We start from the raw sequence: 24,654 nt of genomic DNA, 5'->3' as shown, positions 1-24,654 counted from the left end.
GTTCCTCCTCTCCTACGAAGCCGCCAAGAAATTCGACATGTCCAAGGAGGCCGAGTAGTCGCGGCCGCAGCCGTCGCAGGTGATGGTGCGGCGCAGCTTGATTCCCGGGCCGCCGTTGTTCATGGCGTGGTCGATGAGGGCCCGGTCGGCGAGGGTGAGGTCGGCGAAGACCGCCGAACCGAGCGCCTCGACCTTCGGTTTCGGCATGTCGCCCAGCTCCCGCAGGCAGCGGGCGAGCAGCGCGTTCTTCCCGCGTGAGACGTTCTCCCGCGCCTGGGAGGCGATCCGCTCCTCGTCCGTGCCGACGGGATAGCGGAACACCATGCTGTCGTAGACGTTCCCTGCCCGGTCGACGTACCCGTCCTCAAGGCGTACGACCATGTCCTGCGGCGGTTCGCCGTCCTCCAGGCTGACCACCTCCAACTCGGCGAGATCCTCGGTGCGTTCGGTCGCCTCGTGGCAGACGGAGCAGGAGTACGTCGCCCGCATCCGCGGGCCGAACGTGATCTCCCGAAGGCGTACGAGGAGGTAGTGCCGGTCGGCGGAGAACAGGCGCTGCACGACGGGTGGCCCGGGAGCGTTCAACTCCCCCAGGCGTACGAGGCAGTTGGCGAGCAGCTCGGTGATCATCTTGGCGCCGTTGTTGCGGTAGCGCTTGTCGGCCATGACGGCCTCGTCGCGGCCGGTCATCTTGCGCAGGACGGCGGTCCTGTGCACGCGGCCGTCCTGGTCCTCGTACCCCATCGGCAGTTCGAACTCGAACTCGCGGCGGCGTGGCTCGGTCGTCATCACGCCACCCGCTCCAGGCCCTCGTGCTCCAGCTCGATGGTCTGCTTGAACAGGTTCGTCGAGGCGGCCTCCAGGTCGGCCAGCTTGGACGACTTGATCCAGGCGCCGTAGAACGCGAAGCGCAGCACCTCCTCGTCGTTCTCCAGCTTGATGACGGCGCCGTTGCGGCGCACCGACGAGTTCCCCGTGGCGCCGTTGAGCTGGAACATCTCGGCGAACCAGTCCTTGAAGAAGCCGTCGAAGCGGCTGCCGTCCATGTTGCGCTCGATGACCAGGGTGTCGAACTTGATGATCCCGCTGGAGATCTTGTGCACCGTCGGTGAGCCGCCGTCGGGCTGCTCGATCGTGTCGGTCATGCCTTCGTTGAGTCCTGTCACCTTGGTGACGGGGCACTGCGTTCCTTCGATCTCCACGAGAAAGCCGTGTGTGCGGTACGACTCCTGGAAGGTCAGCTCTGCCATGTCGCTCCTGCCTTTCCTGTCTATGCCTCGGCGGCAGAGGCACCGCTGTCCTGCTGGCCGACGACGACGAGAATCGCCTCCGCCGGTTTGGTCGGGAAGAAGAACACCTCGAGCGTGAAGAGGCCGTTCGCGACGTCCTGTGGTGGGTTGTTCTCGGCGTCGCACTTCACGGTGAAGACCTGTTCGGCCGGGTCCGAGCCGAAGGCGCCCTGCCGCCACAGGCCCAGCAGGAACGGTGTGACGACGTTGAAGCGCACCATTTTGCGGAGCGTCTCGTCGTGGGGTTCCTGGACCACGAACGTCAGCCCGTCCCGCAGGCTCGCCTTGACGAAATTGAAGAGCCTGCGCACGTTGACGAAGAGCCAACGGGTGTCGGTGGACAGGGTCCTGGACGCGTCGACGACGATCCCGGCGCCCGGCAGGGCGCGGATGCCGTTGACGCCGCCGACCCGTACCAGGTCGGTGTGGTCGGCGTCGGTCATGTCGTACTCGACGCCGAGCGCGTCGTTGATCCGGGCCTCGTCGCCCGCCGGTGCCTTCCACACGCCGCGCGCGTCGGCGATCCGCGCGTACACGCCGAGCACCTGCCCGACCGGCGGGACCCACACCAGGGGCTGGGCGGCGGCCGCGACCGGGTCCGGGTTGACGACCTGGATCCACGGCGCGTACAGCGCGCCGAAGACCTTCCGCCCGCGCAGCGCCGCCGCGTACGTCTTGGCCGCCTCGCGGTCGAAGCCGTACGGGACGGTCCCGACGAACATCGCGTCGCCGCGGCGTTCGCAGTACGCGACGGCTCCGGCGGCCACTCCCACCGAGGTGGACTCGGGGACGGAAAGGAGGCTGATCGGGGCGTCGTTGAGCGCTTCGAGGCCGGTGCGCAGGGCGGGGTCGCCGAGGTAGGCGGTGTCGGCGGGGTCGGCGCCGTCGGCGCCTCCGGTCAGGGCGTAGGTGCCGGGCGCGGGTGCGTCGACGCCGACGCCGGACGCGCTGTCGAGGTCGGTGACGACGAGGAACGCGGAGCCGCGCTGCGGGTCGTTGACCACGGCTTCCACGAAGGAGTCGTGGCTGTCGACCATGCTGACCGGGCCGAAGCGCTCCACTTCGGCGCCGCCGCTGCGGACGACGAGGTCGAACTCGACGGTGGAGATCCGGGTCGCGGCGGCGGGCATCGCCGGGAACGCGGGCGCAGGTCCCCAGGCGATGAGCCGGAAGGTCTCCGACGCGGCGGTCAGGGCCCGGAAGGTCTGGGACCCGGCGACGGGTGTGGCGCCGGTCAGGCCGAGGGCGGCGCGGGCGTCGCCGCCGACGGCCGGTGCGGCGACGGTGATCGAGGAGCCGGCGCCGTCGGTGTTCGACAGCAGCGCGAGCCTGTTGTTGTGGGTGATCTCGGCGCTGAAGTTGACCGACCGCCGGTTCACGACGGCCGCGACCTCGGCGACGGTGACGGCCGCCGGGTTCGCGAAGTCCGTGTCGTGGAAGACGATCGTCTCGCCGCCGGCGCCGCCCGGTGTCACCAGGATCCCGGAGCCGTCGGCGACGGTGGCGGCGACCGCGGCGGTGCCGATGACATGGCCGCGTACGGCGAAGCGCACGGCCGAGCCGATCCGGAAGCCGCTGGCGGAGGAGAGCGCGGCGACGGTGCCGCCCGCCGCGAGCGCCGCGTCACTGTTGGCGTTCGCGCCGGTGAAGCCGAGGCTCGCAGGGGCGGTGACGGCCAGCCGCGACCACACGCGTGGGTCGGTGGAGACGGCCGCGACGGCGAGGTTCCCTGCCGGGGTGACGGCGGCGCGCACGGCGGTGGTCTGCCGGTTGACGGCCGCGGCCACTTCCTGCGCGGAGGCCGCGCCGATGGTGGCGAAGTCCGCGGCGCGGAACGTGACCGTCGCGGACTGGTCGGCGCCGCGTGTGGTGACGGTGAACGTCGTGGTGGCGCCGTCGGTGAGCGCGAACGGTTCGGCGGTCGCGCCGACGGCCTGCGCGGGGACGGTGGCCCGGCCCAGCGGGTGCGGTTCGACGGCGACGGCGAGGTCGTTGCCCCACGCGCCGGGGTCGGGCGTGCCCCTGGCCCCGGCCGACAGGCGCAGCGTGGCCACGGGGGTGGCCGCTTGGTCGTTGACGGTGACGGCGGCGGGCGCCGCTCCGGCGCCGACGACGCGGACGACGAACGCGTCCGAGCCACCGTTGTCGAAGAAGCCCCGGACGGCGTGCGCCCCGTACGCCCCCGGCAGGTAGGTACCGAAGACGGACACGAAGTCGGCGAAGCCGCGGACGCGGACGGCCCGGTCCGGCGCGCCGCGCCTGCTGCGGACGAGGAGCCCCGCGATGGACGTGGGTACGGCGGTGATCGTCGGCGCGGACCTGCCGTCCACCTCCACGACGGTGACACCGAGGTTGATGGTCATCTGTGTGCTCCTAGCCTTCCGCTGCGGAGCCACCGCCGGGCTGCTGGCCGACGATGATGTGGACGGTCTCGGCCGGGCGGACCGGGAAGAAGTAGACCTCCACCTTGAACAGGCCCAGGTCCACATCGGCGGGCGGGTTGTTCTCCGCGTCGCACTTCACGGTGAAGACCTGCTCGGCGGGGTCCGAGCCGAACGCGCCCTGCCGCCACAGGCCCAGCAGGAACGGCGTGATCACGTTGAAGCGCACCGTCTTGCGCAGCGCCTCGGTGTGCGGCTCCTGCCGTACGAAGCGAAGGCCGTCCCGCAGGGTCGACTTGACGAAGTTGAACAGCAGCCGGACGTTCACGAACTGCCAGCGCGTGTCGGTCGACAGGGTCCGGCTGGCAGCCACCACGGGGGTGCGTCCGCCGGGCGACAGGATGCCGTTCGTCCTGCCGTTGCGTACGAGATCGTCGTGTTCGCCTCCGCTGAACCCGGCGGCCAGCGCCAGCGCGCCGCGCAGCGCTGCGGCGTCCCCGGCCGGGGCCTTGTGGATTCCGCGTTCCTGCTCGGTGCGCGCGTACACGCCCATGACGTGGCCGTCCGGCGGCACGAACCGCACCGGCGCCGGGCCCACTCCTGCCGGGTCGGCGACCAGGATCCACGGCGCGTAGAGGGCGCCGTAGACCTTCGCGCCCTGGAACTGGGCCGCGTACGTCTTGATGGTCTCGGTGTAGTGGGCGACGGTCTCGTTGTAGTCGGAGGGCGTCTTCGGGACGGCGTTCGCGGGCGCGCCGCGGTCGGGCGGCGAGCCGACGTACACGCAGTCGCCGCGGGCGGCCGCGTAGTCGAGCGCGCCCCGTGTCACCAGGGCCCGTCCCGTCGGGGCGAGGAGGTGCGCGTCGGGTACGGCGAGGAGTTGCACGGCGGCGGTGTCGAGGGCGTGCAGCCCGGTGCGGGCCGCGGTGTCGCCGACGAGGTCACCGGCCGCCGCCGCGTTCTCGGCGCCACCGCTGAGCGCGACGCCGCTGACGACGGCGGGCACCTCCACTCCGGGCGCGGCGGTCGACACGTCGGCGACCGTGACGTAACCGGAGCCGGTGACCGGGTGGTTGAGGCGGTCGGGGGCGTAGTCGGGGGTGCCGGGCTGCATCGACAGGTTCGGCCAGGTCTCGACGACGTCGAACGCGCCCGTGACAGCGTCCTGTTGACGGATGATCAGACGGAACTCGGCGCTGGTGACGGCGGCACCGGAGGCGACCGCCTCACCGGTCGCCGTGCCGATGGTGACCATGCGGTTCGCCCGGTCGACGGCGGTGACGAGGCGCAGCAGCGTGGTCGTGGAGGCGATGCGCAGGACGCTGCCGACGCCGATGCCGGAGGTGGAGGCGAGTTGCAGCGCCGTCGCCGTGGCGGTGGCCGCCGCGCTCACGCTCGTACTGGCCCTCGGGTCGTCACGGACGTCGAGGCGCAGCGCGTGCGCCCATCCGCCCGGATCGGCGGCGCCCCGGTATCCGGCGGTGACGCGGAGGGTGTTGGCGGGGGTGCCCGCGCGGTCCCTGAGGACGACACCGGCCGCGGCGCTGCCGGCGCCGGTGACGCGGACGACGTGCGCCTCGCGGCCACCGTTCAGGAAGAACCCGGTGACCGCGTGCGGCACATAGCCGTCGGGATGGTGGCCGCCGAACCGCGCGGCGAACTGATCGAGGTTCGTCACGCGTACGGCCTGGTTCGGCACGCCCCTTTTGGTGCGTCCGACGAATGCCGCTACCGATGTCGGCGCGGCCTGCAGGACGGGGCTGGCCCGACCGTCGACCTCGGTGACGTTGACGCCTACCTGGAGCGGCATCGCTACGTGTTCCCTTCTTCGGCTGTGTACGCGATGACGGTCATGTCCGCAGCACGATCCCTTCCTGGTCGTCGGGTCCCGGCACGGGCGGCGGCTCGGCTCCCGCGGGGTCCCAGGGCGCGGTCAGCGGGCCGGAGATCACCGTCCCCTGGCGCACCCACGGCACTTCGGTGCGCCGCCCCTGCTCGATGCGCGTACCGACGCACAGGCAGACGGGGGCGGGTACGGGGCGGGACCTGAAGAGCAGCGCCGGTGGCGGAACCGTCCGCACCGGCAGGACGGCGCCGTTGACGCGCAGTCCGGTGCCGGTCCCGATGCGGTCGACGACCTCCGTACGCAGCGCGAGCGCATGGCCGCGATCGCTCGCCGCGGGCTGTATCCGGTACTCCACGAGGACGGGGCGCGGCGCCGGGCGCAGGCTGCACACGGTCAACTCGTCCCGTACGCGGAAGGAGTCGCGCTGCGGGACGGTCCATGCCCGCTCCAGTTCCTCGCGCTGGTCCGTCAGCGAGATCAGCAGCGCCGGGTCGGGCAGGTCACCGGCCTCCGCGGCGCCGTGGATCCGGTCCTCGTCGACGACGACGGGGGCGGTGACGGAGATGCTCGCGCCCGGGCCGATGGCCGCGAGCAGGGGCGGCCGGATGGTGAGGGTGGTGGTCGCGGCGGCCGCGTCGTGCACGGCTGCGGTCACCGCGTAGTGGGTGTCCGTGCCGTCGACGGTGATCCGGTTTCCGACGTACAGCCGGCGGTTGAGGCCGACGACGAGGGTGTCGGATCCGGCGGGGGTGGCCGGTACGGGCAGTGCGACGACGCCGGGGAGCGGCAGCCGGTCGAGGAGTCCGGTCAGCGCCGACTCGACGTCGGACAGGGGCGCGTCGTCGACGGCCAGGAGTTCGTCGAGGTTCATCCGGAACGGTTCGTCCGTCAGGCACCGCAGCGAGAGGTCGGTGATCCGGGCGCGCCGGTCGCCGCCGATGCCGAAGCGGTGCTGTTCCCACGTGTCGCGGCGGTTCACCGGAACCAGCCACCGGTGTTCTTCGCCGGGGGTGTCGGCGGCGTCCAGATAGGACAGTTCCAGCAGGAACGGCGCGCGCGACGTGCCGTCGGCGGTGCGGGACGCGTACGTCCACAGCCGCAGCTCGTCGAACGCGCTCAGGTCGAGCGGGGTGCTCGGGGCGTAGCTCACGGACGCTCCGGCGGCTCCGGGGCGGGCCACGAGCAGCAGGCTTCCCGTGCCCTGTTTCCTGAGGTCGGATACGGAGGGCTCGAGCAGCCCCGGATTCGAGGACGGCCATGCCTGGTCGAAGGCATGCACCACCGCACTTGGCACAGACACCCTCCTCAACCCCGTCGACTCCGCCGGTCCTACGCCCTGTTCCCCTCGCGGATCACGGCCGCTCCCACCGTCGGTGGGTGATGCCGTCGGCTTCGAGGCGCGCCTCGACGATCCGCTCCAGCTCGGCGAACGAGCCCACGTAGTACTCCTCGTCGGTGGCCATGTCGTGCACCCTCGCGCGAATCACGGCGGGCAGCGTGTCCACCTCGCGCGGCTCCGCCCACACGTCGAGGAGAAATCGGTGCCTCCATGCAGTCACCACCAGGCCCGTCACCCTCCTTTCGAGGACAGACTGGCGCGGTGGACTCACGGGGCGGTCACGGGCGGGCCGTGGAGCGCTCACGTCCGGACCACACGGTCGGGCGGTCGGATCGTGTCGGGCCGCCGGGTCGAGTTCGGGCCGTCAGGTCATGTAGCGGAGCCGGTCGAGCGCGCGGTCGACGATGTCCGCGAGGCGCCGAACCTCGCGGCGCGCCCGCTCCAACTCGGCGACGAGGGCCGCCACGTTCGTGGACCGGCCGTGCTCATTGCGGGTGAGACGCGCGTACAGGGCGATCGTCTCCGGCATGGGGTCGGCGCCGAGCTCCGAGAGCAGCACCATGCGGCACCGCTCGAACTGCCGCTCCACGAGGTCGTCGCGCCCCGCGGCCCCGTAGGCGCTCATTAGATGGCGGTGCACGTCCTCGCGCAACGGCTCCATGCAGAGGGCGAGTTCGCCGTACTTGGCGACGGCCTCGACCTCGCCGCGTGAACCGCTGTACTGGAGAAGGTAGTCGAGCGCGGTGAGGTAGAGGTTCTCAAGGCGGTTCCGGGTGGACAGCACCCATGCGTCGTCGCACGGTTCGAGCAACTTGCCGCGGTACAGGGAGATCGCCCGCCGCAACCGCGAGGCGTCGGCCTCCGTCATGTCGGCCGCGCTGACTTCGAGGACCAACGAGACGAGATCCTCGAAGTCCGTGGCGTCGACCGCGATCTCCACCGCCGAACTCAGGCCGACGTGCCGGTCCCCGTTGCTGGCGACGAGATCCACCCCGATGGTCGACCGGGCCTCCGACCTGAGGCGCCACAGGGCGGTGTTGAGACGGTGGCGCGCGGCGGACTCGGAGCAGTCGGCGAAGAGTTGAGCGGCCGCGACCGATCGGAGGCGGCCGCCCTTCGGCGCGAGGGCGAGATACGCGCACAGCATGGTGGCACCCGGGGACAGCGTCACCGGGTCGTCTTCCGAAACGAGCACCGGAACGCCGAGCAATTTGAGACTGAGCTTCGAGTCAGACACCAAAACCCCCGTGTGTGCCGACACCCGCGCCCCGAAGGTCGATCAGGGAAGCCAGTGAATCCACACCAATCGGGTCGATGGTATCGAGGCCTCCCTGGAAACCCAATGAACCGGCTCCAAAGTGGAACAGCTTGAGACCAGGGAGGATGCAGCGGCAGAAGGGCGCCGCCGGCACGGCGACGCCCAGGGAACCCTCGTACCGGAAACCAGGTATCCGGTATCCGGTATCAGGTATCAGGTACGGGTCCACCGTTGGTTGCTGCCGCCCGAGCAGTCGTAGAGCTGGATCTGGGTGCCGTTGCCGGTGCCGGCGCCGACGGCGTCGAGGCAGCGGCCGGACTGCACGCCGACGATGGAACCGTCGGAGTTCAGGCGCCACTTCTGGTTGTCGCCACCCCAACAGCCGTAGATCTGGACCTTGGTGCCGTTGCCGGTGCCACCCGCGTCCAGGCACTTGTTGCCGTAGACCTTGAGCTCACCGGCGGAGGTGAGCTCCCACTGCTGGTTGCTGCCGCTGCCGCAGTCCCACAGCTGGACCTGGGTGCCGTCGGTGGTACTGGAGTTGGGCACGTCCACGCAGCGGCCCGAGGCGACACCCTTGATCTGCTGGCCGGAGCCCGAAGGCGGGGGCGTGGTGGAGCCACCACCGTTGAGGGCGTTCAGTACGGCCGTGTACGCGGGCTTCTTGCTGCCGTCGCCGTTGAAGAGGAGCGGGGTGTCGCCCGAGCGCCAGGAGTCGGTGTCGCGCACGCCCCACACGGTGATGCCGAGGCAGCGCGGGACGGCCAGGCAGTCGTTGGTCACGTTGGCGTAGGTCGTGGACGAGGCGCCCTGGATGTCGAGTTCGGTGATGGCCACGTCGACGCCGAGGGCGGCGAAGTTCTGCAGCGTGGTGCGGAAGTTGCTGTTGTAGGGGCTGCCGCTGTTGAAGTGCGACTGGAAGCCGACGCAGTCGATGGGCACGCCGCGCTGCTTGAAGTCCTTGACCATGTTGTACATGGCCTGCGTCTTGGCCCAGGTCCAGTTCTCGACGTTGTAGTCGTTGTAGCAGAGCTTGGCGGCCGGGTCGGCGGCGCGCGCGGTGCGGAAGGCGACCTCGATCCAGTCGTTGCCGGTGCGCTGGAGGTTGGAGTCGCGGCGGGCGCCCGAACTGCCGTCGGCGAAGGCCTCGTTGACGACGTCCCACTGGGCGATCTTGCCCTTGTAGTGGCCCATCACGCCGTTGATGTGGTCGATCATCGCCTGGCGCAGGGTGCTGCCGCTGAGGTTCTGCATCCAGCTCGGCTGCTGGGAGTGCCAGGCCAGGGTGTGCCCGCGCACCTTCTTCCCGTTCTGCGCCGCCCAGTTGTAGACGCGGTCGGCGGCGGTGAAGTTGAACTGGCCGCGCTGCGGCTCGGTGGCGTCGATCTTCATCTCGTTCTCGGCCGTCACCATGTTGAACTCACGGTTCGCGATGGTGGTGTACGCCGAGTCGCCCAGCTTGCCCGAGGCGATGGCGGTGCCGAAGTAGCGGCCGCTCTGCGCGGCGGCGGCGCCGAGCGTGCTCTCGGCGGCGTGCGCGGCCGGCGTCGCGACCAGCGCGGGCACCACGCCGAGTACGCAGACGACCAGCGCGGGCAGCAACCCGCGGGTCTTCCGGCGGACGGCGGGTCTGGATAAGGCGGACAGGCCCATGACGGTGCCTCCAAGGTGGGGATGACGGAAGTTCTCGAACCGCGGCCGTGGTCCCAGACAGGGATAATTGAGGTGTTGGCCGTGCACCGTCAATACACCCGCAGCAGAAACTTCCGTTCACCAACCGAAACTTTCGGAGACCCGATGATCGAGATTGATCGAGGTCGGCTAGTGGAAGGGTCGGCAACAGCCCTTACCCCCAGGCCCCTGCCGCCCTTCCTCGCGACATCAAGGTTCCGGGAATTCTTCGGAACCCTCAGGCGGCCTCAGGCGGGACCGCGCGCCGTCAGGCGTTTGACCTCGCGGATGACCGGGGCGGTCTCCACCGACTGGATGTCCGGGAGGGCGCCGATGTGGTGGTTCAGATAGAGGTACAGCTCGGTGGCGTTGCGGCAGATGACCGTGGCGATCAGGTTCGAGGGTCCTGTGGTGGCGGCCACCAGGTCCGTCTGCGGGTGGGCGCTGAGGGTTTCGCCGACCCGTTGCAGGGCGCCCGGCGCCACCCGCAGCCACAGCATGGCGCGCTTGCGGTAGCCGAGGCGGGCCGGCGGGAAGTCGACGTTGACGCGGATCGCGCCGGTCTCCCGGAGGCGTTCGAGTCGGCGGCGGACGCTGGACGGGGAGAGGCCGGTCTCGGTGCCGAGTTCGGGAAGACCGGCGCGGCCGTCCTTCGCGAGCGCGTCGACCAACGCGCGGTCGGCCGCGTCGAGTTCCACGGTCTGCTGGGCGCTGCCGAGGGCGGCGAGCGGCGGGACGGGCGGGGCCGGCGGTGGGGTCTGCTCCGGGAGGAGTGCCGTGTGCTGCTGCGCGGACAGGGCGCCGAGCTTGGTGTACCAGCGGGGCGGGTTGCCGCAGAAGGTGCGCAGGAAGCAGTGGGCGTCGAAGGAGATGATGCGCGGGGTGCGGGGCAGGGCCCGCAGCAGGACCTCCTCGTCCTCCTCGGCGCCGCCCGTGTGGATGGTGCAGTGCAGTTCGGTGCCACCGGAGGCGAGGCTGATGTAGCCGGTGTCGGGGCGGCGGGCGAGCGCATCGGCGATGGACAGGGCGGCGTCCGGGGCGCAGCGCAGGCGGAGCAGCCAGCGGGTGCGGCCGAGGCGCTCGGCGTCGGGTTCGCCGACGATGTGCAGACCCGCGCCGCGCAGCCGCCGGTAGCGGCGGGCCACCGTGTGCTCGGAGACGTCGAGGACGGGGGCGATACGGCGGAACTGGGCCCGGCCGTCGAGCTGCAACGCGTGCAGCAGCTGTCGGTCGAGCCGGTCCGGGGTGCTGGTATCGGTCACGTCGCCCTGTCCTGTTGCCGGTGTGTGCCGCTTTTCCCGCGCTGGCTGGGAGCGGTGGGCCTGCCGCGTGATCGTAAGTCCCACGGACGCGGATCGTCACACCGCCCCGTGTCCCACACCTCGTAACCCCAATCCCGTATCCGTATCCGTATCCGTATCCATATCCGTATCTCGTACTTTGAGGACGTCACATGTCACAGCAGGTTCGCGGAGTCGTGGTCACCGCCAAGGACGCCCCGGCGGAAGTCACCACCATCGTGGTCCCGGACCCGGGTCCGGGCGAGGCCGTGGTGAGGATCGAGGCGTGCGGCGTGTGCCACACCGATCTGCACTACAAGCAGGGCGGCATCGGCGACGAGTTCCCCTACCTCCTCGGGCACGAGGCGGCGGGTGTCGTGGAGAGCGTCGGCGCGGGGGTGGACGAGGTCGCCGTCGGTGACTTCGTCGTACTGAACTGGCGCGCCGTGTGCGGGCAGTGCCGTGCATGTCGCCGCGGGCGCCCGCAGTACTGCTTCGACACCCACAACGCGCGGCAGAAGATGACCCTGGAGGACGGCACCGAGCTCTCCCCCGCCCTGGGCATCGGCGCCTTCGCCGAGAAGACGCTCGTCGCCGCAGGCCAGTGCACCAAGGTCGACCCCTCGGTGTCCCCCGCCGTCGCCGGGCTGCTCGGCTGCGGTGTGATGGCGGGCATCGGCGCCGCGATCAACACCGGCGGGGTGGGTCGCGGTGACAGCGTCGCCGTGATCGGCTGCGGTGGTGTCGGCGGCGCGGCGATCACCGGCTCCCGGCTCGCGGGCGCCGCGCGGATCATCGCCGTGGACATCGACGACGACAAGCTGGAGACGGCCCGCTCGCTGGGTGCCACGCACACCGTCAACTCCCGCACGCAGGACCCGGTCGAGGCGATCCGCGAACTGACCGGCGGCAACGGCGCCGATGTCGTCGTCGAGGCGGTCGGCCGCCCGGAAACGTATGAACAGGCCTTCTACGCCCGCGACTTGGCGGGGACCGTGGTCCTCGTCGGGGTACCGACGCCCGACATGCGTATCGAGCTGCCGCTGCTCGACGTGTTCGGCCGCGGCGGCGCGCTGAAGTCCAGCTGGTACGGCGACTGCCTGCCCTCGCGCGACTTCCCGATGCTGGTCGACCTGCATCAGCAGGGGCGTCTGGACCTGGGCGCCTTCGTCACCGAGACGGTCGGCCTGGCCGACGTGGAGAAGGCGTTCGCGCGGATGCACGACGGTGACGTGCTGCGCTCGGTGGTGGTCCTCTGATGGCTCCGACGACCGCGCGCGTGGAACACCTCACCACCTCCGGCACGTTCAGCCTGGACGGCGGGACCTGGGAGGTCGACAACAACGTCTGGATCGTCGGCGACGGCTCCGAGGTCGTCGTCATCGACGCCCCGCACGACGCGGACGCGATCGCCGAGGCCGTCGGCGAGCGCACGCTGAAGGCCATCGTGTGCACGCACGCGCACGACGACCATGTGCGCGAGGCCCCGAAGCTGTCCGCGCGGACCGGCGCCCCGGTTCTCCTCCACCCCGACGACCTGCCCGTGTGGCAGCTGACCCACCCCGGGCGCAAGCCGGACGGGGAACTCGCCGACGGGCAGGCCGTCGAGGTGGCGGGCGTCGAGCTTCAGGTGCTGCACACCCCGGGCCACGCACCCGGCGCGGTGTGTCTGTACGCGCCCGCCCTCGGGGTGGTGTTCACCGGTGACACCCTCTTCTCGGGCGGCCCCGGCGCCACCGGCCGGTCGTTCTCCGACCACCCGACGATCGTGGACTCGATCCGGCGCCGGCTGCTCACCCTTCCGCTCGACACGGTCGTGCACACCGGCCACGGGCCGAGCACCACCATCGCCGCGGAGGCCCCCGGCTTCGACCAGGAGCCGTGACGAGCCGGGGGCGTCAGCGGCCGCGCAGCTTGCGGCGTACCAGTAGGGCCGCTCCCCCGAGGGCCACGCAGCCACCGATGACGCCGCCGGCCACGACGCCGGCGGATGTCTTGGAGTCGGAGGACACCGTCTTGTCGGCCACCGGCCCGAACAGGTCGATGGCGCGGGTGTTGTTGGAGGGGTCGTGGTCGGCGTGGTCGGCGCCGGTGTCACCGGGCTTGAGTGCCGCCTTCGCCACGGTGCCGTCGTCCGCCCCCTTGCCCTTGCCCTCGTCCTTGCGTACCTCGAAGTCGAGGTAGGCCGACTTGTCGAGTCCGACCGGGTCCAGCGGGCAGGTGTACGTGAGCCCGCGGTGTCGGCAGACCGGGTCGAAGACGTCGTCGTCGATCTCCTCCATCGGCTCCTTGCGTACGTCGGTGCCCTCCGGGAACGTCAGGACGAGGGAGGAGCCGCCACCGCCGCCGCTCGCCGCCTGCGGGTCGCCCGGGCCGTTGTTGCGCATCCCGACCTGAAGGCGTCGTCCGTCGCCGTCCCCGGCGGAGAGCTTCGACACGAGGGCGTAGTCCGGGTGGTTGGCGACGCGTACCTTCGTCCAGACGTCCGTGTCCTCGCTGTACTCGTCGCTGTCGCCGGTCGCCTCCCGCACCTGCGGGGCGAGGGCGGGGCCTGTGCCCTTGTGCGGGGTGCCGGACGGGGCGGGGCTGGACGTCGAGCGGGAGGAGCCGTCCAGGCCGCCGTTGTCGGCGCCGGTGCCCACGAGTTGGGCGGTGGCCCTGAAGGTGGCGTACATCAGGCCGTGGGAGGAGCGCAGGTCGAGCCAGTTCGGGACGTGTGCCGCTTCGCCGGGTTCGAGGCGTGTGTGGGGGAAGCCGCAGGTCACGGTCGTCGTGTCGCCGTGGGACCGGTAGTCGCACGAGCGGGAGCGGCGGACCGGACCGAGTTGCTTGTCGACGGTGGCGGTGACGGTGAAGCCGTCCGCGGGCAGCTCGCCGGTGTTGCGGACGTCCAGTGCGGCGGCCCGCTCGCTGCCCGGCTTCATACGGAAGGGCTCCAGCTTCCGCAGGGCCAGCACGGGGCCGCCGACCTCGATATGGGTGGTCGCCCGGCTCACCCGCCCTTTTCCGTCGCGGAAGGCGATGTGCAGTTCGCCCTTGTCGCCGGGCTTGCTCGTGGGGGCCGCGCGCGGCAGGGCGCCGGCCCAGTCGGTCCAGCTGTCGTACGGCTCACCGACCCGGCACACGATCTTCCAGTCCGTCCCCGAGCACCCATTGCCGTACTTCTTGAGCCGCAGTACGTCGGAGGAGTCCGTGACGTCCATGGTCAGGGTCGAGTTGTGCGCGCCGCCGCTCGTCGTGCCCCGGTCGTAGTTGACGAGGATGCGCTTCTCGCGGTCGGGGCGGGGCTTTCCGCCGTAGGGGGCGACGCGGAACGTCTCGGTCGCCGTGAGTCCGCGCGCCTCGGATCCCTCGTCGGCGAGGGCGGCACCCGGCGGGAGGACGGCCGCGCCGAGGAGCGCGGCGAGGCCGGTGAGCAGGGCGCGTAGGACGAGGGAGGAGGTCCTTCGGCGGGCCGGAAGGGAACGAGTGCGTGGTTCTACTGGTTGCGCGGCGGACATCGGGCCAGTCGATCATCTCGGGCCCACACCACGAGCACCGTTGAGTGTCGGACCAGTAACAGTTCCCTCTACGACCCCGCCGTATCGGCGCTTACGCCGTCGACCACGTCCCTGAGCTGGGAACGCGCGGTGATGCCCAGCTTGGGGAACGCCCGGTACAGGTGCGAGCCGACCGTGCGCGGCGACAGGTACAGCTTCTCGGCGACCTCCCGGTTGGTCAGGCCGCGTGCCGCGAGCCGCGCGATCTCCTGTTGCTGCGGGGTGAGCGCGGCGAAGGCGTCGGGGCGCGCCGTGCCGTTCCGGTCCCCGGCGGCACGGAGTTCGGCCTGGGCGCGCGCCGTCCAGGGCCGCGCCACCAGGCGGAGGAAGACGGCCTCGGCCTCGACGAGCGGCTGCCGCGCCTCGGCGATCCGTCGGCGGCGGCGCAACCACTCCCCGTACGCCAACTGCGCCTGGGCCAGCTCGAAGGGCCGCCACCCGAGCACCGGATTCTCCAGGGCGGCGCCGAAGTCCGCCTCGGCGTCTTCGACGGGGGCGAGCACCGCGCGGCTCAGCCGGACCAGCGCGGACCTGCGTGCCGCGAGGGCGCCCGCGCCGGGCAGCGTTGCCTCGACACCGTCGACGATCCGGGTGGCCTCCGCCCGGCGGCCCGCACGGGAGGCGGCGGTCGCCAGTTCGGGCAGTGCCGGGTGGGAGAGGTGGTAGTGGGCCGGGTTGCCCCGGTCGTCGAAGAGCGCCCGGTAGTGCCGGTACGCGCTCTCGTGGTCGCCTTCCGCGGTGGCGGCGGTGCCCAGCGCGCGATGGGCGAGGACGAACACGGAGCGGCTCTCCCCCGGGTCGACGAGCGACAGGGCGTGCCGGGCCCGGTCGCGGGCCCCGGCCACGTCGCCGCGCAGGGCGCGCAGCAGCGCTTCGGTGGCGGCGGCGCAGGCCGCGGCGTGGTCGAGCCCGGCCTGGGAGGCGACGCCCGCGAGTTCGGCGCAGGCACTCTGGGCACTGGCCCACCGCCCCTGTTCCAGGTAGGCGAGCGCGGCGACCCCGCCGAGGCCGTCCGGCAGCGGCCCCTGGGCCTGGGGTCGGGCAGGGCCGCGAGCCGGTCGGCGTATCGCCGTTCCAGTCGTTCGGTGACCGGCAGGGGTCCGTACGATGCGCTCGCGCTGACGGCGCGCGCCAGCTCCACCAGGGCGAGGGGGTTGCCCTCGGCCTGCTGGAGGACGCGCTCCCGGACGGGTCCGGTCGGCGCCGTCGGCTGCAGGTCCAGCATCCGCTCCGCCGCGCTCCGGTCGAGCGGCTCCAGGGTGAGGGTGGTCGTCTCCCGCGCCTCGACGCCTCGTAGCGCACTGTCCCGCGTAACAACGAGAAGTGTCACCGGTTCGTCGGCGGTCAGCCTCCGGGCTACGAAGGACAGCGCGTCCAGCACGGTGTTCGGCCGGGGCAATCAGAACGTCTACGAGGACAGCGTCGACCCGGTCGTCGAGGCCGGCCTGGTGGAGACCTGGGACGAGTCGTACACCATCGACTCCCACCTCCGCCTGGAGTCGGCGCCCGGCCACACACCGGGCTCCTCGATCATCCACCTGGAGTCCGCGGGCGATCGCGCGATCTTCGCGGGTGACCTGCTGCACGGCGCGATCCAGGTGCACGAGCCGCACATCAACAGCTGCTTCGAGGAGGACGAGGACGGCGCCCGCGCCAGCCGCGCCCGCATGTTCGCGCACGCCGCCGACACCAACGCCCTCGTCCTCCCGGCCCACCTCCCCGGCCACGGCGCCTTCGAGGTGCGCCGCGAGGGTGCGGGGTTCCGGCTCGCCAACTGGGCACCGTTCTCCCGTATTTGACCTGAGCCGCCCCGGAGCGAGAGGCATGCGACGATGCATCGGGACGGGCATGGGGAGAAGGGAGAGGAGAGCGGCGCATGATGCGGCCTCCGGAAGGTCGGGACGACCCCCACCAGCGACACCTGCTGGTCGCCGCCGAAGGGGGTGATGTGCGCGCGATGGTGCTCCTCGCCGATCACCTCCACCGGAGCGACCGCACCGCCCAGGCCGAGCCGTGGGCACGCGCTGCAGCGGAGACGGGCGACCCCGCCGCCATGCATGCACTGGCCGGTGTCTGCACCACGATGGCGCTGGGCGGCAGGTTCCCGACGACGAGCGCGCGGCTGAAGGACCACCGCGGGGATCCGGACCGCGAAAGGGAGTTCGCGCGGTGGTCCGAGGAAGGACGTCGCTGGCGGCTGAAGGCCGCCGAGGCCGGCAACACGGACGCGATTTCCATCCTGTCCAGCACGGCGTCGAGCGCCGACGAACGCGAACGCTGGATCCGGCACGCCGCCGCCGCGGGCCACTCCGGGTTCAGAGCCGAGCTGCTCCGGATCCTGCGCCGGGACGGACGCTTCGAGGAAGCCGAACCCTGGCAGCGGGCCGCCGCCGAGGCCGGAGACGACCACGAACAGCTTCTGCTCGCCGAGTACCTCCTCGAACAGGGCCGCACCGACGAGGCGTTGCCCTGGTTCCGCACGGCCGCCGACAGCGCGTCGGAGTGGACGTCGCGATCCGCCGCGCAGCGGCTCGCCGACCACTTCACCGCCCAGGGGCATCTCGGCGAGGCCGAGTACTGGCTGCGCAGGATCGCGGACAGCGGCCGCCTGGGCGGCCCCTACGACGCCGCGCGCAAACTCGTACGCCTCCTCACCGACCAAGGACGCGACGCCGAGGCCGAACACTGGCTCGCACAGCTGGCGAACAGCGACGACGACCGCCTGCAGACCAGCGAGGCCGCGGAGGAGTTGGCGCGTCGTCGCACCACGCAGGGACGCGAGGCCGAGGCCGCACGTTGGCGCCGTCGGGCACACGAAATCAGGAGCCTGCCGCCCCGCCCCCGTCCCTCGTTGTCCATGCCCAGCATGGCCATGGCCGAGGTCGCGCTCACGGCCCTGGTCAGCACCGCCGTGCTGCCCTTCGTCCAGACACTGGTGACCAAGGCCGCCGAGGACGCGTACGCACAGGCCCGCGAGCTGATCCGCCGACTGCCCCTGCGGCGCTCCGCATCCCCGGATGCGACGGACGACGCCCACTACTACCAACCCCGCCCGAAGCCGGCGGAGTTCGTCGTCATCGACGACCCGGAGGCCGACATCACCCTGTACCTGTCGTCCGAGGCCTCCGACGAGGCCCTGCGCGCCCTCGCCGCCCTCGACCTCGACGACCTGACGTCCCGCCGCCCGGACGAAGGCCGCATCCGCCTGGTCTGGCACGCGGCGAGCGGCACGTGGCGCATCCGCGGCGAGGCACCGCCACCGCCCCGTATGTGAACCCCGGCACCCGTGGAGTTGGGCGCGGGACACCGGAGTCAGGGTGGTGCCCCGGCGAGGGGCCGCTACCAGTCGTGCACCGTGCCGTCCCGCGGCCTGTTCACCGGCAGGTACGCGGGGCGGTACGCGAAGTGGGCCGCGGCTCCGTCGTCGTACTCCACACCCAGACCCGGATCCTCCCCCGGGTGCAGGAGGCCGTTCGTGAAGCGGTACGAGGTGTGGAAGACGTCCAGGGTCTCGGTCGAGTGGCGCATGTACTCCTGGATGCCGAAGTTGTGGTTCGCCCTCGCCGATGGCGAGCGGCGTGGTGGTGTGCTCGCGGATGCGGCGCAGCGCCGCCTGGTCCTCCCCCGGCGTCGCGTCCTCCAGCCAGAACAGGTCGTAGGGCTCCAAGTACTTGCCCAGGCGCGCCGCCTGAATGGGTGTCATGCGGTGGTGGCCGTCGTGCAGCAGCGGCAGTTCGGGCCCGAACTCGTGGCGTACGGCTTCGAAGACGCGCGGCATGTGGCGCAGGTAGGCGCGGGTGTCCCAGATCTCCTCGGCGGGGCGGGCGGGGCCCTTCTCCTCGGTGCGGCGGGCCGGTTCGTAGTCGTAGCGTTCGCCCTGTCCTGCGGCGGAGGCCGCGACGCCGTACACGGAGTCGAGGCCGGGGATGCCGCTCTGGACGCGGATGGCGCGGTAGCCCGCCTCCAGGTGGGCGTGGACGGAGTCGATGAGCTCGGGGATGTCGCGGCCGGAGGCGTGACCGTAGGCGAGGGCGCCGGTGCGGGAGGCGCCGCCGAGCAGTTGGTACAGCGGCATGTCCGCGGCCTTGGCCTTGATGTCCCACAGGGCGGTGTCCACGGCGGCGACGGCAGCCATGGTGACCGGGCCGCGCCGCCAGTAGGCACCCCGGTAGAGGTACTGCCAGGTGTCCTCGACGGCGCCGGCGTCGCGGCCGATGAGCAACGGGGCGATGTGGTCGCGCAGGTAGGCGGCGACGGCCAGTTCGCGGCCGTTGAGGGTGGCGACCCCGAGGCCGGTGAGCCCGTCGTCGGTGGTGATGCGGAGCGTGACGAAGTTGCGGCCGGGGCTGGTGACGAGGGTGTCGGCGGCGGTGATCTGCACGCTGTGCTCCTCGCGGAACGGGCGGACGGCTGGACACTCCGACGTGAGCCGCACCGGGGCCGGTCCCGGCGCGGCTCACGTCGGGGTGTTTCGCAGTCAGTCGGGGTGGGTCGGTGTCAGGCGGCGTGAACCGGTTCGGATCGGCGAATCAGCGGATCCGGTCAGGACTCGCGCCGCGCCACCACCACCCCGTACGCACCCAACGCGATCTCCGTCAGCGGCTCACCGTCGTCCAACCCGACCAGCGCCCCCTTCCGTACCCGCGGCGCGACGCTCAGCGGTTCCGGGTGCTCGCTGATGAACCACACGAAGCGGCGGCCGTCCTCGTGCGCCATCTCGTCGACGACGACCCGGCCGTCGTCGACGGTGACCGGCGGCGTGGCACCGGCCTCGGCGGCGAGGGCCGCGTAGAGCCGCCAGGTGGGTTCGGGGTTGACGGCCGGTGCCCGGGCGGCCATCTGCTCCAACGGGTAGGCGGACAGGACCAGTTGGCCGGATCCGGTACGGCGGCGTGCGAGCGCGGGGCGGCCGCGGCCGTCGGTGGCCACCACCTCCGCGTCGTCCGGGACGACGGGCAGGTAACTGCGGGCGTGCTCGTTGCCCGCGACGGCGAACACCAGCTCCGTACCGGCGTCGATGGTCCCGAAGTCGCGCTGGAAGACCATGCGCAGTTCGTCGTCCTCGATCGATTCGACCAGGCCGTAGCGGAGTTGCTTGGTCACGCCGAAGGTCTCGTCCAGCTTCGGCCACCACGAGCCGCGCTGGGTGAGGTGGGAGCCGGCGTAGTAGGAGGCGTAGACGGTGGCGCCGCGTTCGGCGTGCTCGCGCAGCGCCCGCCAGGTCGGCGCGGTGAGCTGTTTGGCGCTGGGCAGGAGGTACAGGGCGCTGTCGGCCGGGAGTCCGTCGGCCTCGCGGGAGACGCCTACGGGGAGGTCGGCCTCGCGGGCGGCGACGTAGGCCTGCCGGGTGGCGGTCAGGACGTCGGCGGCGTCCTCGCGCTGGGTGAAGGGGTACTGCTTCTCCAGGTAGGAGGCGACGATCAGGGTGATGTCGGTGTCGGGGCGGGAGAGGCGCGGGAAGTCGGTGCGTTCCAGGATGTCGGTGAAGGCGCGGACTTCGCGGAGTTGCTCCTTGGGCCGGCCCTGGTCGTCGGTGAGAGGCCCTGCCACTGCTCAGCTCGCCCACCGCAGAATCAACGGGTCGCGGGCGCGGGCCAGTTCGATGAGGCCCGCGCGGGTCTGCGGGGCGACGGGGGCGAAGGGGGCGCGCGTGCGGTCGGAGCCGATGATGCCGCCCTCGGCCAGCAGGATCTTCTGCGCGCGCAGCCCGCACTGCCGGTTCTCGAAGTGGATCAGGGGCAGCAGTGCCTCCCAGGCGGCGTTGGCTCCGGCCCGGTCCCCCGCCCGGAACCGCCGTACGATCCCGCCGAGTTCACCCGGGACCGTCGCGCTGCACATGGTGCCGACCGCACCGGCGTCCAGGTCCGGGACGAGCGTGATGGACTCCTCCCCGTCGAAGGGGCCGGGGAGGGTGTCGCCCAGTTTGGCCGTCAGCGCCCGCAGTTTGTCCGCCGCGCCCGGCACCTCGATCTTGGCGTGGGTCACCTGCGGGACCCTGGCCACCAGATCGTAGAAGAGTTCCACCGGCAGCGGGGTGGTGGACAGTGGCGCGTCCTGCACCATGATCGGGACGTCGACGGCGGCGGCCACCTCGGCGAAGAAGTCGATCACCGCGGGGCCCGGCACCGCCATGGTGGCTCCGAAGAACGGTGGCATCACCATCACCATCGCCGCGCCCATCCGCTGTGCGCGGCGGCTGCGCTCGGCCGTGACGCGGGCGCTGTAGTGACTGGTCGTCACGATGACCGGGACCCGTCCGGCGACGCGCTCCAGGACCGTGCGGGCGACGAGGTCGCGTTCCTCGTCGGTGAGGGAGAACTGCTCGGAGTAGTTCGCCAGCAGGCACATCCCGTCGACGCCGCTGTCCACGAGGTAGTCGGCCACCCGGGCGGTGCCGTCGAGGTCGAGGGTTTCGTCGGCGTGGAAGACGGTGGGGACGACGGGGACCACACCGGTCAGTGGAGTGGTCGGGGACGGTGCGCTCATCGCGGGTCAACTCCTCTTGTGGGGCGGTTGGTTCGAGTTCCTGCGCGGTCTTGGGCGTATGGCGCCGAGACGCGGGGGGCCTCAGGGCAGCATGCGGCGCAGGCCCATCGTCGCCAACAGGGCCACGAAGCAGACGCCGATCAGCAGGACGAGGCCGGTCACCGCGGAGCCGGTGCGGTCCACGATGACGCCGATGCCCATGGGGCCGAAGCCGCCGCCGAGGTTGCCCACGGCGTTGACGGTGGCGATGCCCGCTGCGGCCGCGGCTCCGGCGAGGAAGCGCGGGATCGTCGTCCACACCAGCGGCTGCGACGCGGTGCTGCCCACCGCTCCGGCCGTGACGCCGACCATCTGGAGCAGGGGCGAGTCGACGCTCGCGGTGAGGGTGAAACCGGCGATGGCGAGGCAGAGCAGGGCGGCGATCCAGCCGAGCGGGGTGCCGCGGCGGCGGGCCAGCATCGGGACCACGACCAGGCTGGCGGCGACGCAGACGAACGGGGCCGCGGAGATCACCCCGACGGCGCCTGAGGACAGGTGCCCGAACCCGCTGACGATCGTCGGCAGCCAGAAGCCGAGCCCGTACGTGGCCAGGGTGAAGCAGAGGTAGAAGCCGGCCAGCGCGAGCACCCGGCGGTCCCGCAGGGCGGCCAGCGGCCTCCCTGACTGGGGTCCCGCGGCCTCGGCCTCAAGCGCCAACTGCCCGGTCAGCCACGCCTTTTCGTCGTCCTGGAGCCAGGACACCCGCTCCGGCGAGTCGGGAAGCCGGCGCAGCACCAGGGGCACCGCGAGGAGGGCCGGGATCCCGGTGACCACGAAGATCCACTGCCAGCCCTGGAGTCCGCCGGTGCCGCCGAGTTCGTCGAGCATGCCGAGCACGGGGTTGCCGAGGATCGTCGCCAGCGGCCCGGCCAGCATGAACACGCCGATCGCCGCGGTGCGCCGGGAGGACGGGAACCACTTGGACAGGTAGTAGAGGACACCCGGGTAGAAGCCGGCCTCGGCGGCGCCGAGCAGGAATCGGGCCAGGTAGAACTGCCAGCTGTTCGAGACGAGTGCGGTGAGGATCGTGATGGCGCCCCAGGTGAACATGATCCGGGCGATCCAGCGGCGCGCGCCGAACCGGTGCAGGGCGAGGTTGCTGGGCACTTCGAGCAGCGCGTAGGCGACGAAGAAGACGACCTGGCCGAGGGTGAACGCCGTCGCCGACATCCCGAACTCGGCCTGCATGGACAGCGTCGCGAAGCTGATGTTCTGCCGGTCGAGGAACGCGATGACGTACAGCCCGCACAGCAGCGGCAGCAGCCGCCAGGAGATCTTGCGCAGGCTGCGCTGGGCGATCGTGTCCGTGGGGGTGGGCGCGGTCAGGGTCTGTGGGGCCACGTTGCCCTCCGATGCGACTGCATTCGATATCTCGAACGCCGTTCGAGAAGCTGGCGAGCGGGACACTATGGCCGTGCCGCGAGGTTGTCAATGATCTTGCTGTGGGCGGCTGTTCGGGCTGGCCGGGGCCCCTGGAGAACCCTTGACGGTGATCTTTGTGAGCGCTAACAATGACTGCCGTCCGGCCCCCGCCACACCCCTACCCCAACACCCCGTCACGGTCAGGAGACTGCGCAGTGCTCAGTGCGAAGGTGTCATTGGATCCCGTCTTCCGCATAGCCCCGGTGCGGCGCAGGACGTTCGGCTCGTTCGTCGAGCACATGGGGCGCTCCGTCTACACCGGGATCTTCGAGCCCGAGCATCCGTCCGCCGACGAGGACGGCTTCCGTACCGACGTGTTGGACCTGGTCCGGGAGCTCGGCGTGAGCACCGTGCGCTACCCCGGCGGCAACTTCGTCTCCGGCTACCGCTGGGAGGACGGTGTCGGCCCGGTCGAGGAGCGGCCGTCCCGGCTCGACCTGGCCTGGCACACCACCGAACCGAACACCGTCGGCCTCAACGAGTTCATGCGCTGGGCGGGCAAGGCCGGTGTGGAGCCGATGATGGCGGTCAACCTCGGCACCCGCGGCATCCAGGAGGCCGTCGACCTCCTGGAGTACTGCAACCTGCCCGAGGGCACCGAGTACGCCGATCTGCGCCGCGCGCACGGTGTCGACAAGCCCCACGACGTACGCATGTGGTGTCTCGGCAACGAGCTCGACGGCCCCTGGCAGGTCGGGCACAAGACGCCTGAGGAGTACGGGCGGTTGGCCACCGAGACCGCCCGCGCCATGCGGATGGTCGACCCCGATCTGGAGCTGGTCGCCTGCGGCAGCTCCAACTCCTCGATGCCGGCGTTCGGCGCCTGGGAGGCCACCGTCCTGGACGCGGCGTACGAACACGTCGACTACATCTCCGCGCACGCCTATTACTGGGAGCGGGACGGTGACACCGCCAGCTTCCTGGCCTCCGCCGTGGACATGGACCACTTCATCGAGTCGGTGACCGCCGCGGCCGACTACGTACGGGCCTCGAAGAAGATGACCAAGCGGGTCAACATCTCCTTCGACGAGTGGAACGTCTGGTACCAGCGCGGCCCCGCCTCCCGTCCGCCGCGCGACAGTTGGCCGGTGGCGCCCCGGCTCCTGGAGGACGTCTACACCCTCACCGACGCCGTCGTGGTCGGCGGCCTGCTCATCTCGCTGCTGCGGCACAGCGACCGGGTGCACGCCGCCAGCCAGGCCCAGCTCGTCAACGTGATCGCCCCGATCATGACCGCGCCGGGCGGCAAGGCCTGGCGGCAGACCACCTTCTACCCCTTCGCCCAGGCCTCACGGCACGCCCGCGGCCAGGTGCTGCGCACCGAGATCGACGCACCGACGCACACGACGGAGCGGTTCGGCGACGTACCCGTCGTGGACGCGGTGGCGACCCACGACGAGGAGTCCGGGGAGATCGCGGTCTTCGCCGTGAACCGGTCGACCACGGAGACGGTACGGGTGGAGCTGGACCTGCGCGGCGGCGCCGAGGAGCCGCGGCTCCTCGACGCCCAGACGCTGACCAGCGACGACCCCAGGACCCAGAACACCGAGCAGGACCCGGAGGCCGTGCTGCCCCGGCCCAACCCCCGCGCCTCGGTGGAGAACGGAAAGCTGTACGTGGAGCTGCCGCCGGTCTCCTGGAACGTCGTCCGCACGGCCTGAGCCGGTGTCAGGCGTCCGGTGACACCTTCGTGGTGACCGGTGTGCCCGCCTCCACGGTGCGGCTCACCGTGCACAGCCGGTCGTGCGAGCTCTTCATGGCGCGCGGCAGGATCGCGCGGGACCGGTCGCCCTCCGGGCCTTCGGGGAACGTGACATGGAAGGTGACCGCGAGGTCCGTCATCCGGTTGCCGCTCTCGTCCTCGACCTTGTCGCCGGAGGCCGTGACGGTGAACGCGGTCGGCTCGGCGTGCCGGGTCGTCGCGACCTCCACGTCGACGGCGGAGCAGCCGCCGAGCGCGGCGAGGAGGAGCTCGACCGGGGTGAAGTCCGTGTCCGAGCCGGTGCCGAAGGTGAGGGTGCCCCCACGGGCGTTGGTCGCGGTGAACCGGCCCTGGCCGGCACGTTCGATGGACACGGAGCGCAGCGCGTTGTCAGTCATGGCG

General features: G+C 71.4%; 19 protein-coding genes and 2 pseudogenes. 5 read left to right on the top strand and 16 right to left on the bottom strand.

The features are described from left to right. Positions 1-12 precede the first annotated feature (12 nt). The 9 genes from RBJ65_RS21410 to RBJ65_RS21370 form a co-directional block, all read right to left on the bottom strand. Positions 13-789, bottom strand: coding sequence for a hypothetical protein (locus RBJ65_RS21410; protein WP_306316883.1), 777 nt, complete (start codon positions 787-789; stop codon positions 13-15). After that, entirely contained in the window at positions 789-1,250 is a 462-nt protein-coding gene (locus RBJ65_RS21405; RefSeq protein WP_306316884.1) for a phage tail protein, read from the bottom strand. The genes RBJ65_RS21410 and RBJ65_RS21405 overlap by 1 nt, the downstream gene beginning before the upstream one ends. A gap of 20 nt (positions 1,251-1,270) precedes the next feature. Further along, entirely contained in the window at positions 1,271-3,652 is a 2,382-nt protein-coding gene (locus tag RBJ65_RS21400) for a hypothetical protein (protein ID WP_306316885.1), read from the bottom strand. A gap of 10 nt (positions 3,653-3,662) precedes the next feature. Next, positions 3,663-5,480 carry a hypothetical protein gene (locus RBJ65_RS21395; protein WP_306316886.1) on the bottom strand — a complete coding sequence of 606 codons (1,818 nt, stop codon included), beginning with the start codon at positions 5,478-5,480 and terminating at the stop codon, positions 3,663-3,665. A 40-nt stretch (positions 5,481-5,520) separates the two neighbouring features. After that, complete coding sequence (locus RBJ65_RS21390) at positions 5,521-6,810, bottom strand: hypothetical protein (protein WP_306316887.1); 1,290 nt, start codon at positions 6,808-6,810, stop codon at positions 5,521-5,523. Positions 6,811-6,868: 58 nt separating this feature from the next. After that, positions 6,869-7,078, bottom strand: a complete 210-nt coding sequence (locus tag RBJ65_RS21385) for a hypothetical protein (protein ID WP_306316888.1) — start codon at positions 7,076-7,078, stop codon at positions 6,869-6,871. Positions 7,079-7,219: 141 nt separating this feature from the next. Beyond that, the gene (locus RBJ65_RS21380) at positions 7,220-8,050 is read right to left on the bottom strand and encodes a bacterial transcriptional activator domain-containing protein (RefSeq protein WP_306316889.1); all 831 of its coding nucleotides are present in this window, start codon (positions 8,048-8,050) and stop codon (positions 7,220-7,222) included. A 276-nt stretch (positions 8,051-8,326) separates the two neighbouring features. Next, positions 8,327-9,766 carry an endo-1,4-beta-xylanase gene (locus RBJ65_RS21375; RefSeq protein WP_306316890.1) on the bottom strand — a complete coding sequence of 480 codons (1,440 nt, stop codon included), beginning with the start codon at positions 9,764-9,766 and terminating at the stop codon, positions 8,327-8,329. Positions 9,767-10,032: 266 nt separating this feature from the next. Then, positions 10,033-11,046 (bottom strand): Lrp/AsnC family transcriptional regulator, encoded by a 1,014-nt coding sequence (locus RBJ65_RS21370; RefSeq protein WP_306316891.1) that lies wholly within the window; start codon positions 11,044-11,046, stop codon positions 10,033-10,035. A gap of 191 nt (positions 11,047-11,237) precedes the next feature. Between RBJ65_RS21370 and RBJ65_RS21365 the strand changes: the two genes are divergently transcribed. Continuing rightward, positions 11,238-12,323 carry an S-(hydroxymethyl)mycothiol dehydrogenase gene (locus RBJ65_RS21365; RefSeq protein ID WP_306316892.1) on the top strand — a complete coding sequence of 362 codons (1,086 nt, stop codon included), beginning with the start codon at positions 11,238-11,240 and terminating at the stop codon, positions 12,321-12,323. Beyond that, positions 12,323-12,949, top strand: coding sequence for an MBL fold metallo-hydrolase (locus tag RBJ65_RS21360; RefSeq protein WP_306316893.1), 627 nt, complete (start codon positions 12,323-12,325; stop codon positions 12,947-12,949). Before RBJ65_RS21365 ends, RBJ65_RS21360 begins: the two co-directional genes overlap by 1 nt. 13 nt (positions 12,950-12,962) lie before the next feature. On the opposite strand, the gene RBJ65_RS21355 is transcribed toward RBJ65_RS21360, so the two are convergent. Both RBJ65_RS21355 and RBJ65_RS21350 read right to left on the bottom strand, forming a co-directional pair. Then, the gene (locus RBJ65_RS21355; protein ID WP_306316894.1) at positions 12,963-14,564 is read right to left on the bottom strand and encodes a hypothetical protein; all 1,602 of its coding nucleotides are present in this window, start codon (positions 14,562-14,564) and stop codon (positions 12,963-12,965) included. Positions 14,565-14,632: 68 nt separating this feature from the next. Then, positions 14,633-15,448 carry a LuxR family transcriptional regulator gene (locus RBJ65_RS21350; protein ID WP_306316895.1) on the bottom strand — a complete coding sequence of 272 codons (816 nt, stop codon included), beginning with the start codon at positions 15,446-15,448 and terminating at the stop codon, positions 14,633-14,635. Positions 15,449-15,982: 534 nt separating this feature from the next. On the opposite strand from RBJ65_RS21350, the pseudogene RBJ65_RS21345 reads away from it, so the two are divergent. Together RBJ65_RS21345 and RBJ65_RS21340 are read left to right on the top strand one after the other, a co-directional pair. Continuing rightward, positions 15,983-16,402: pseudogene (locus RBJ65_RS21345) on the top strand (MBL fold metallo-hydrolase); the annotation flags it as partial. Between the two features lie 77 nt (positions 16,403-16,479). After that, positions 16,480-17,877: a hypothetical protein gene (locus tag RBJ65_RS21340; protein ID WP_306316896.1), complete on the top strand. Its 1,398-nt coding sequence runs from the start codon at positions 16,480-16,482 to the stop codon at positions 17,875-17,877. Between the two features lie 65 nt (positions 17,878-17,942). On the opposite strand, the pseudogene RBJ65_RS21335 reads toward RBJ65_RS21340, so the two are convergent. From RBJ65_RS21335 to RBJ65_RS21320, 4 genes and pseudogenes are all read right to left on the bottom strand, one after another. Further along, positions 17,943-18,984, bottom strand: a pseudogene (locus RBJ65_RS21335) (D-galactonate dehydratase family protein). A 161-nt stretch (positions 18,985-19,145) separates the two neighbouring features. Next, positions 19,146-20,153 carry a hypothetical protein gene (locus RBJ65_RS21330; RefSeq protein ID WP_306316897.1) on the bottom strand — a complete coding sequence of 336 codons (1,008 nt, stop codon included), beginning with the start codon at positions 20,151-20,153 and terminating at the stop codon, positions 19,146-19,148. 3 nt (positions 20,154-20,156) lie between these two features. Then, positions 20,157-21,089: a dihydrodipicolinate synthase family protein gene (locus tag RBJ65_RS21325; RefSeq protein WP_306316898.1), complete on the bottom strand. Its 933-nt coding sequence runs from the start codon at positions 21,087-21,089 to the stop codon at positions 20,157-20,159. Between the two features lie 81 nt (positions 21,090-21,170). Further along, positions 21,171-22,469 (bottom strand): MFS transporter, encoded by a 1,299-nt coding sequence (locus RBJ65_RS21320; protein WP_306316899.1) that lies wholly within the window; start codon positions 22,467-22,469, stop codon positions 21,171-21,173. A gap of 236 nt (positions 22,470-22,705) precedes the next feature. Here RBJ65_RS21320 and RBJ65_RS21315 point away from each other — a divergent pair, with 236 nt between their 5' ends. Beyond that, entirely contained in the window at positions 22,706-24,211 is a 1,506-nt protein-coding gene (locus RBJ65_RS21315) for an alpha-N-arabinofuranosidase (RefSeq protein WP_306316900.1), read from the top strand. Between the two features lie 7 nt (positions 24,212-24,218). Here RBJ65_RS21315 and RBJ65_RS21310 read toward each other — a convergent pair whose 3' ends face one another. Beyond that, positions 24,219-24,650 (bottom strand): OsmC family protein, encoded by a 432-nt coding sequence (locus RBJ65_RS21310; protein ID WP_306316901.1) that lies wholly within the window; start codon positions 24,648-24,650, stop codon positions 24,219-24,221. Positions 24,651-24,654: the final 4 nt, after the last annotated feature.

It is taken from the genome of Streptomyces sp. KL109B (assembly GCF_030766935.1).
Taxonomy (GTDB): Bacteria; Actinomycetota; Actinomycetes; order Streptomycetales; family Streptomycetaceae; genus Streptomyces.
This window is presented reverse-complemented; position numbering and strand designations above follow the sequence as displayed.

Excerpts from the sequence above, each read along its gene's own strand:
- RBJ65_RS21410 (WP_306316883.1), bottom strand. The coding sequence starts at position 789 with ATGACGACCGAGCCACGCCGCCGCGAGTTCGAGTTCGAACTGCCGATG.
- RBJ65_RS21405 (WP_306316884.1), bottom strand. The coding sequence starts at position 1,250 with ATGGCAGAGCTGACCTTCCAGGAGTCGTACCGCACACACGGCTTTCTC.
- RBJ65_RS21400 (WP_306316885.1), bottom strand. The coding sequence starts at position 3,652 with ATGACCATCAACCTCGGTGTCACCGTCGTGGAGGTGGACGGCAGGTCC.
- RBJ65_RS21395 (WP_306316886.1), bottom strand. The coding sequence starts at position 5,480 with ATGCCGCTCCAGGTAGGCGTCAACGTCACCGAGGTCGACGGTCGGGCC.
- RBJ65_RS21375 (WP_306316890.1), bottom strand. The coding sequence starts at position 9,766 with ATGGGCCTGTCCGCCTTATCCAGACCCGCCGTCCGCCGGAAGACCCGC.
- RBJ65_RS21365 (WP_306316892.1), top strand. The coding sequence starts at position 11,238 with ATGTCACAGCAGGTTCGCGGAGTCGTGGTCACCGCCAAGGACGCCCCG.
- RBJ65_RS21360 (WP_306316893.1), top strand. The coding sequence starts at position 12,323 with ATGGCTCCGACGACCGCGCGCGTGGAACACCTCACCACCTCCGGCACG.
- RBJ65_RS21355 (WP_306316894.1), bottom strand. The coding sequence starts at position 14,564 with ATGTCCGCCGCGCAACCAGTAGAACCACGCACTCGTTCCCTTCCGGCC.
- RBJ65_RS21340 (WP_306316896.1), top strand. The coding sequence starts at position 16,480 with ATGATGCGGCCTCCGGAAGGTCGGGACGACCCCCACCAGCGACACCTG.
- RBJ65_RS21325 (WP_306316898.1), bottom strand. The coding sequence starts at position 21,089 with ATGAGCGCACCGTCCCCGACCACTCCACTGACCGGTGTGGTCCCCGTC.
- RBJ65_RS21310 (WP_306316901.1), bottom strand. The coding sequence starts at position 24,650 with ATGACTGACAACGCGCTGCGCTCCGTGTCCATCGAACGTGCCGGCCAG.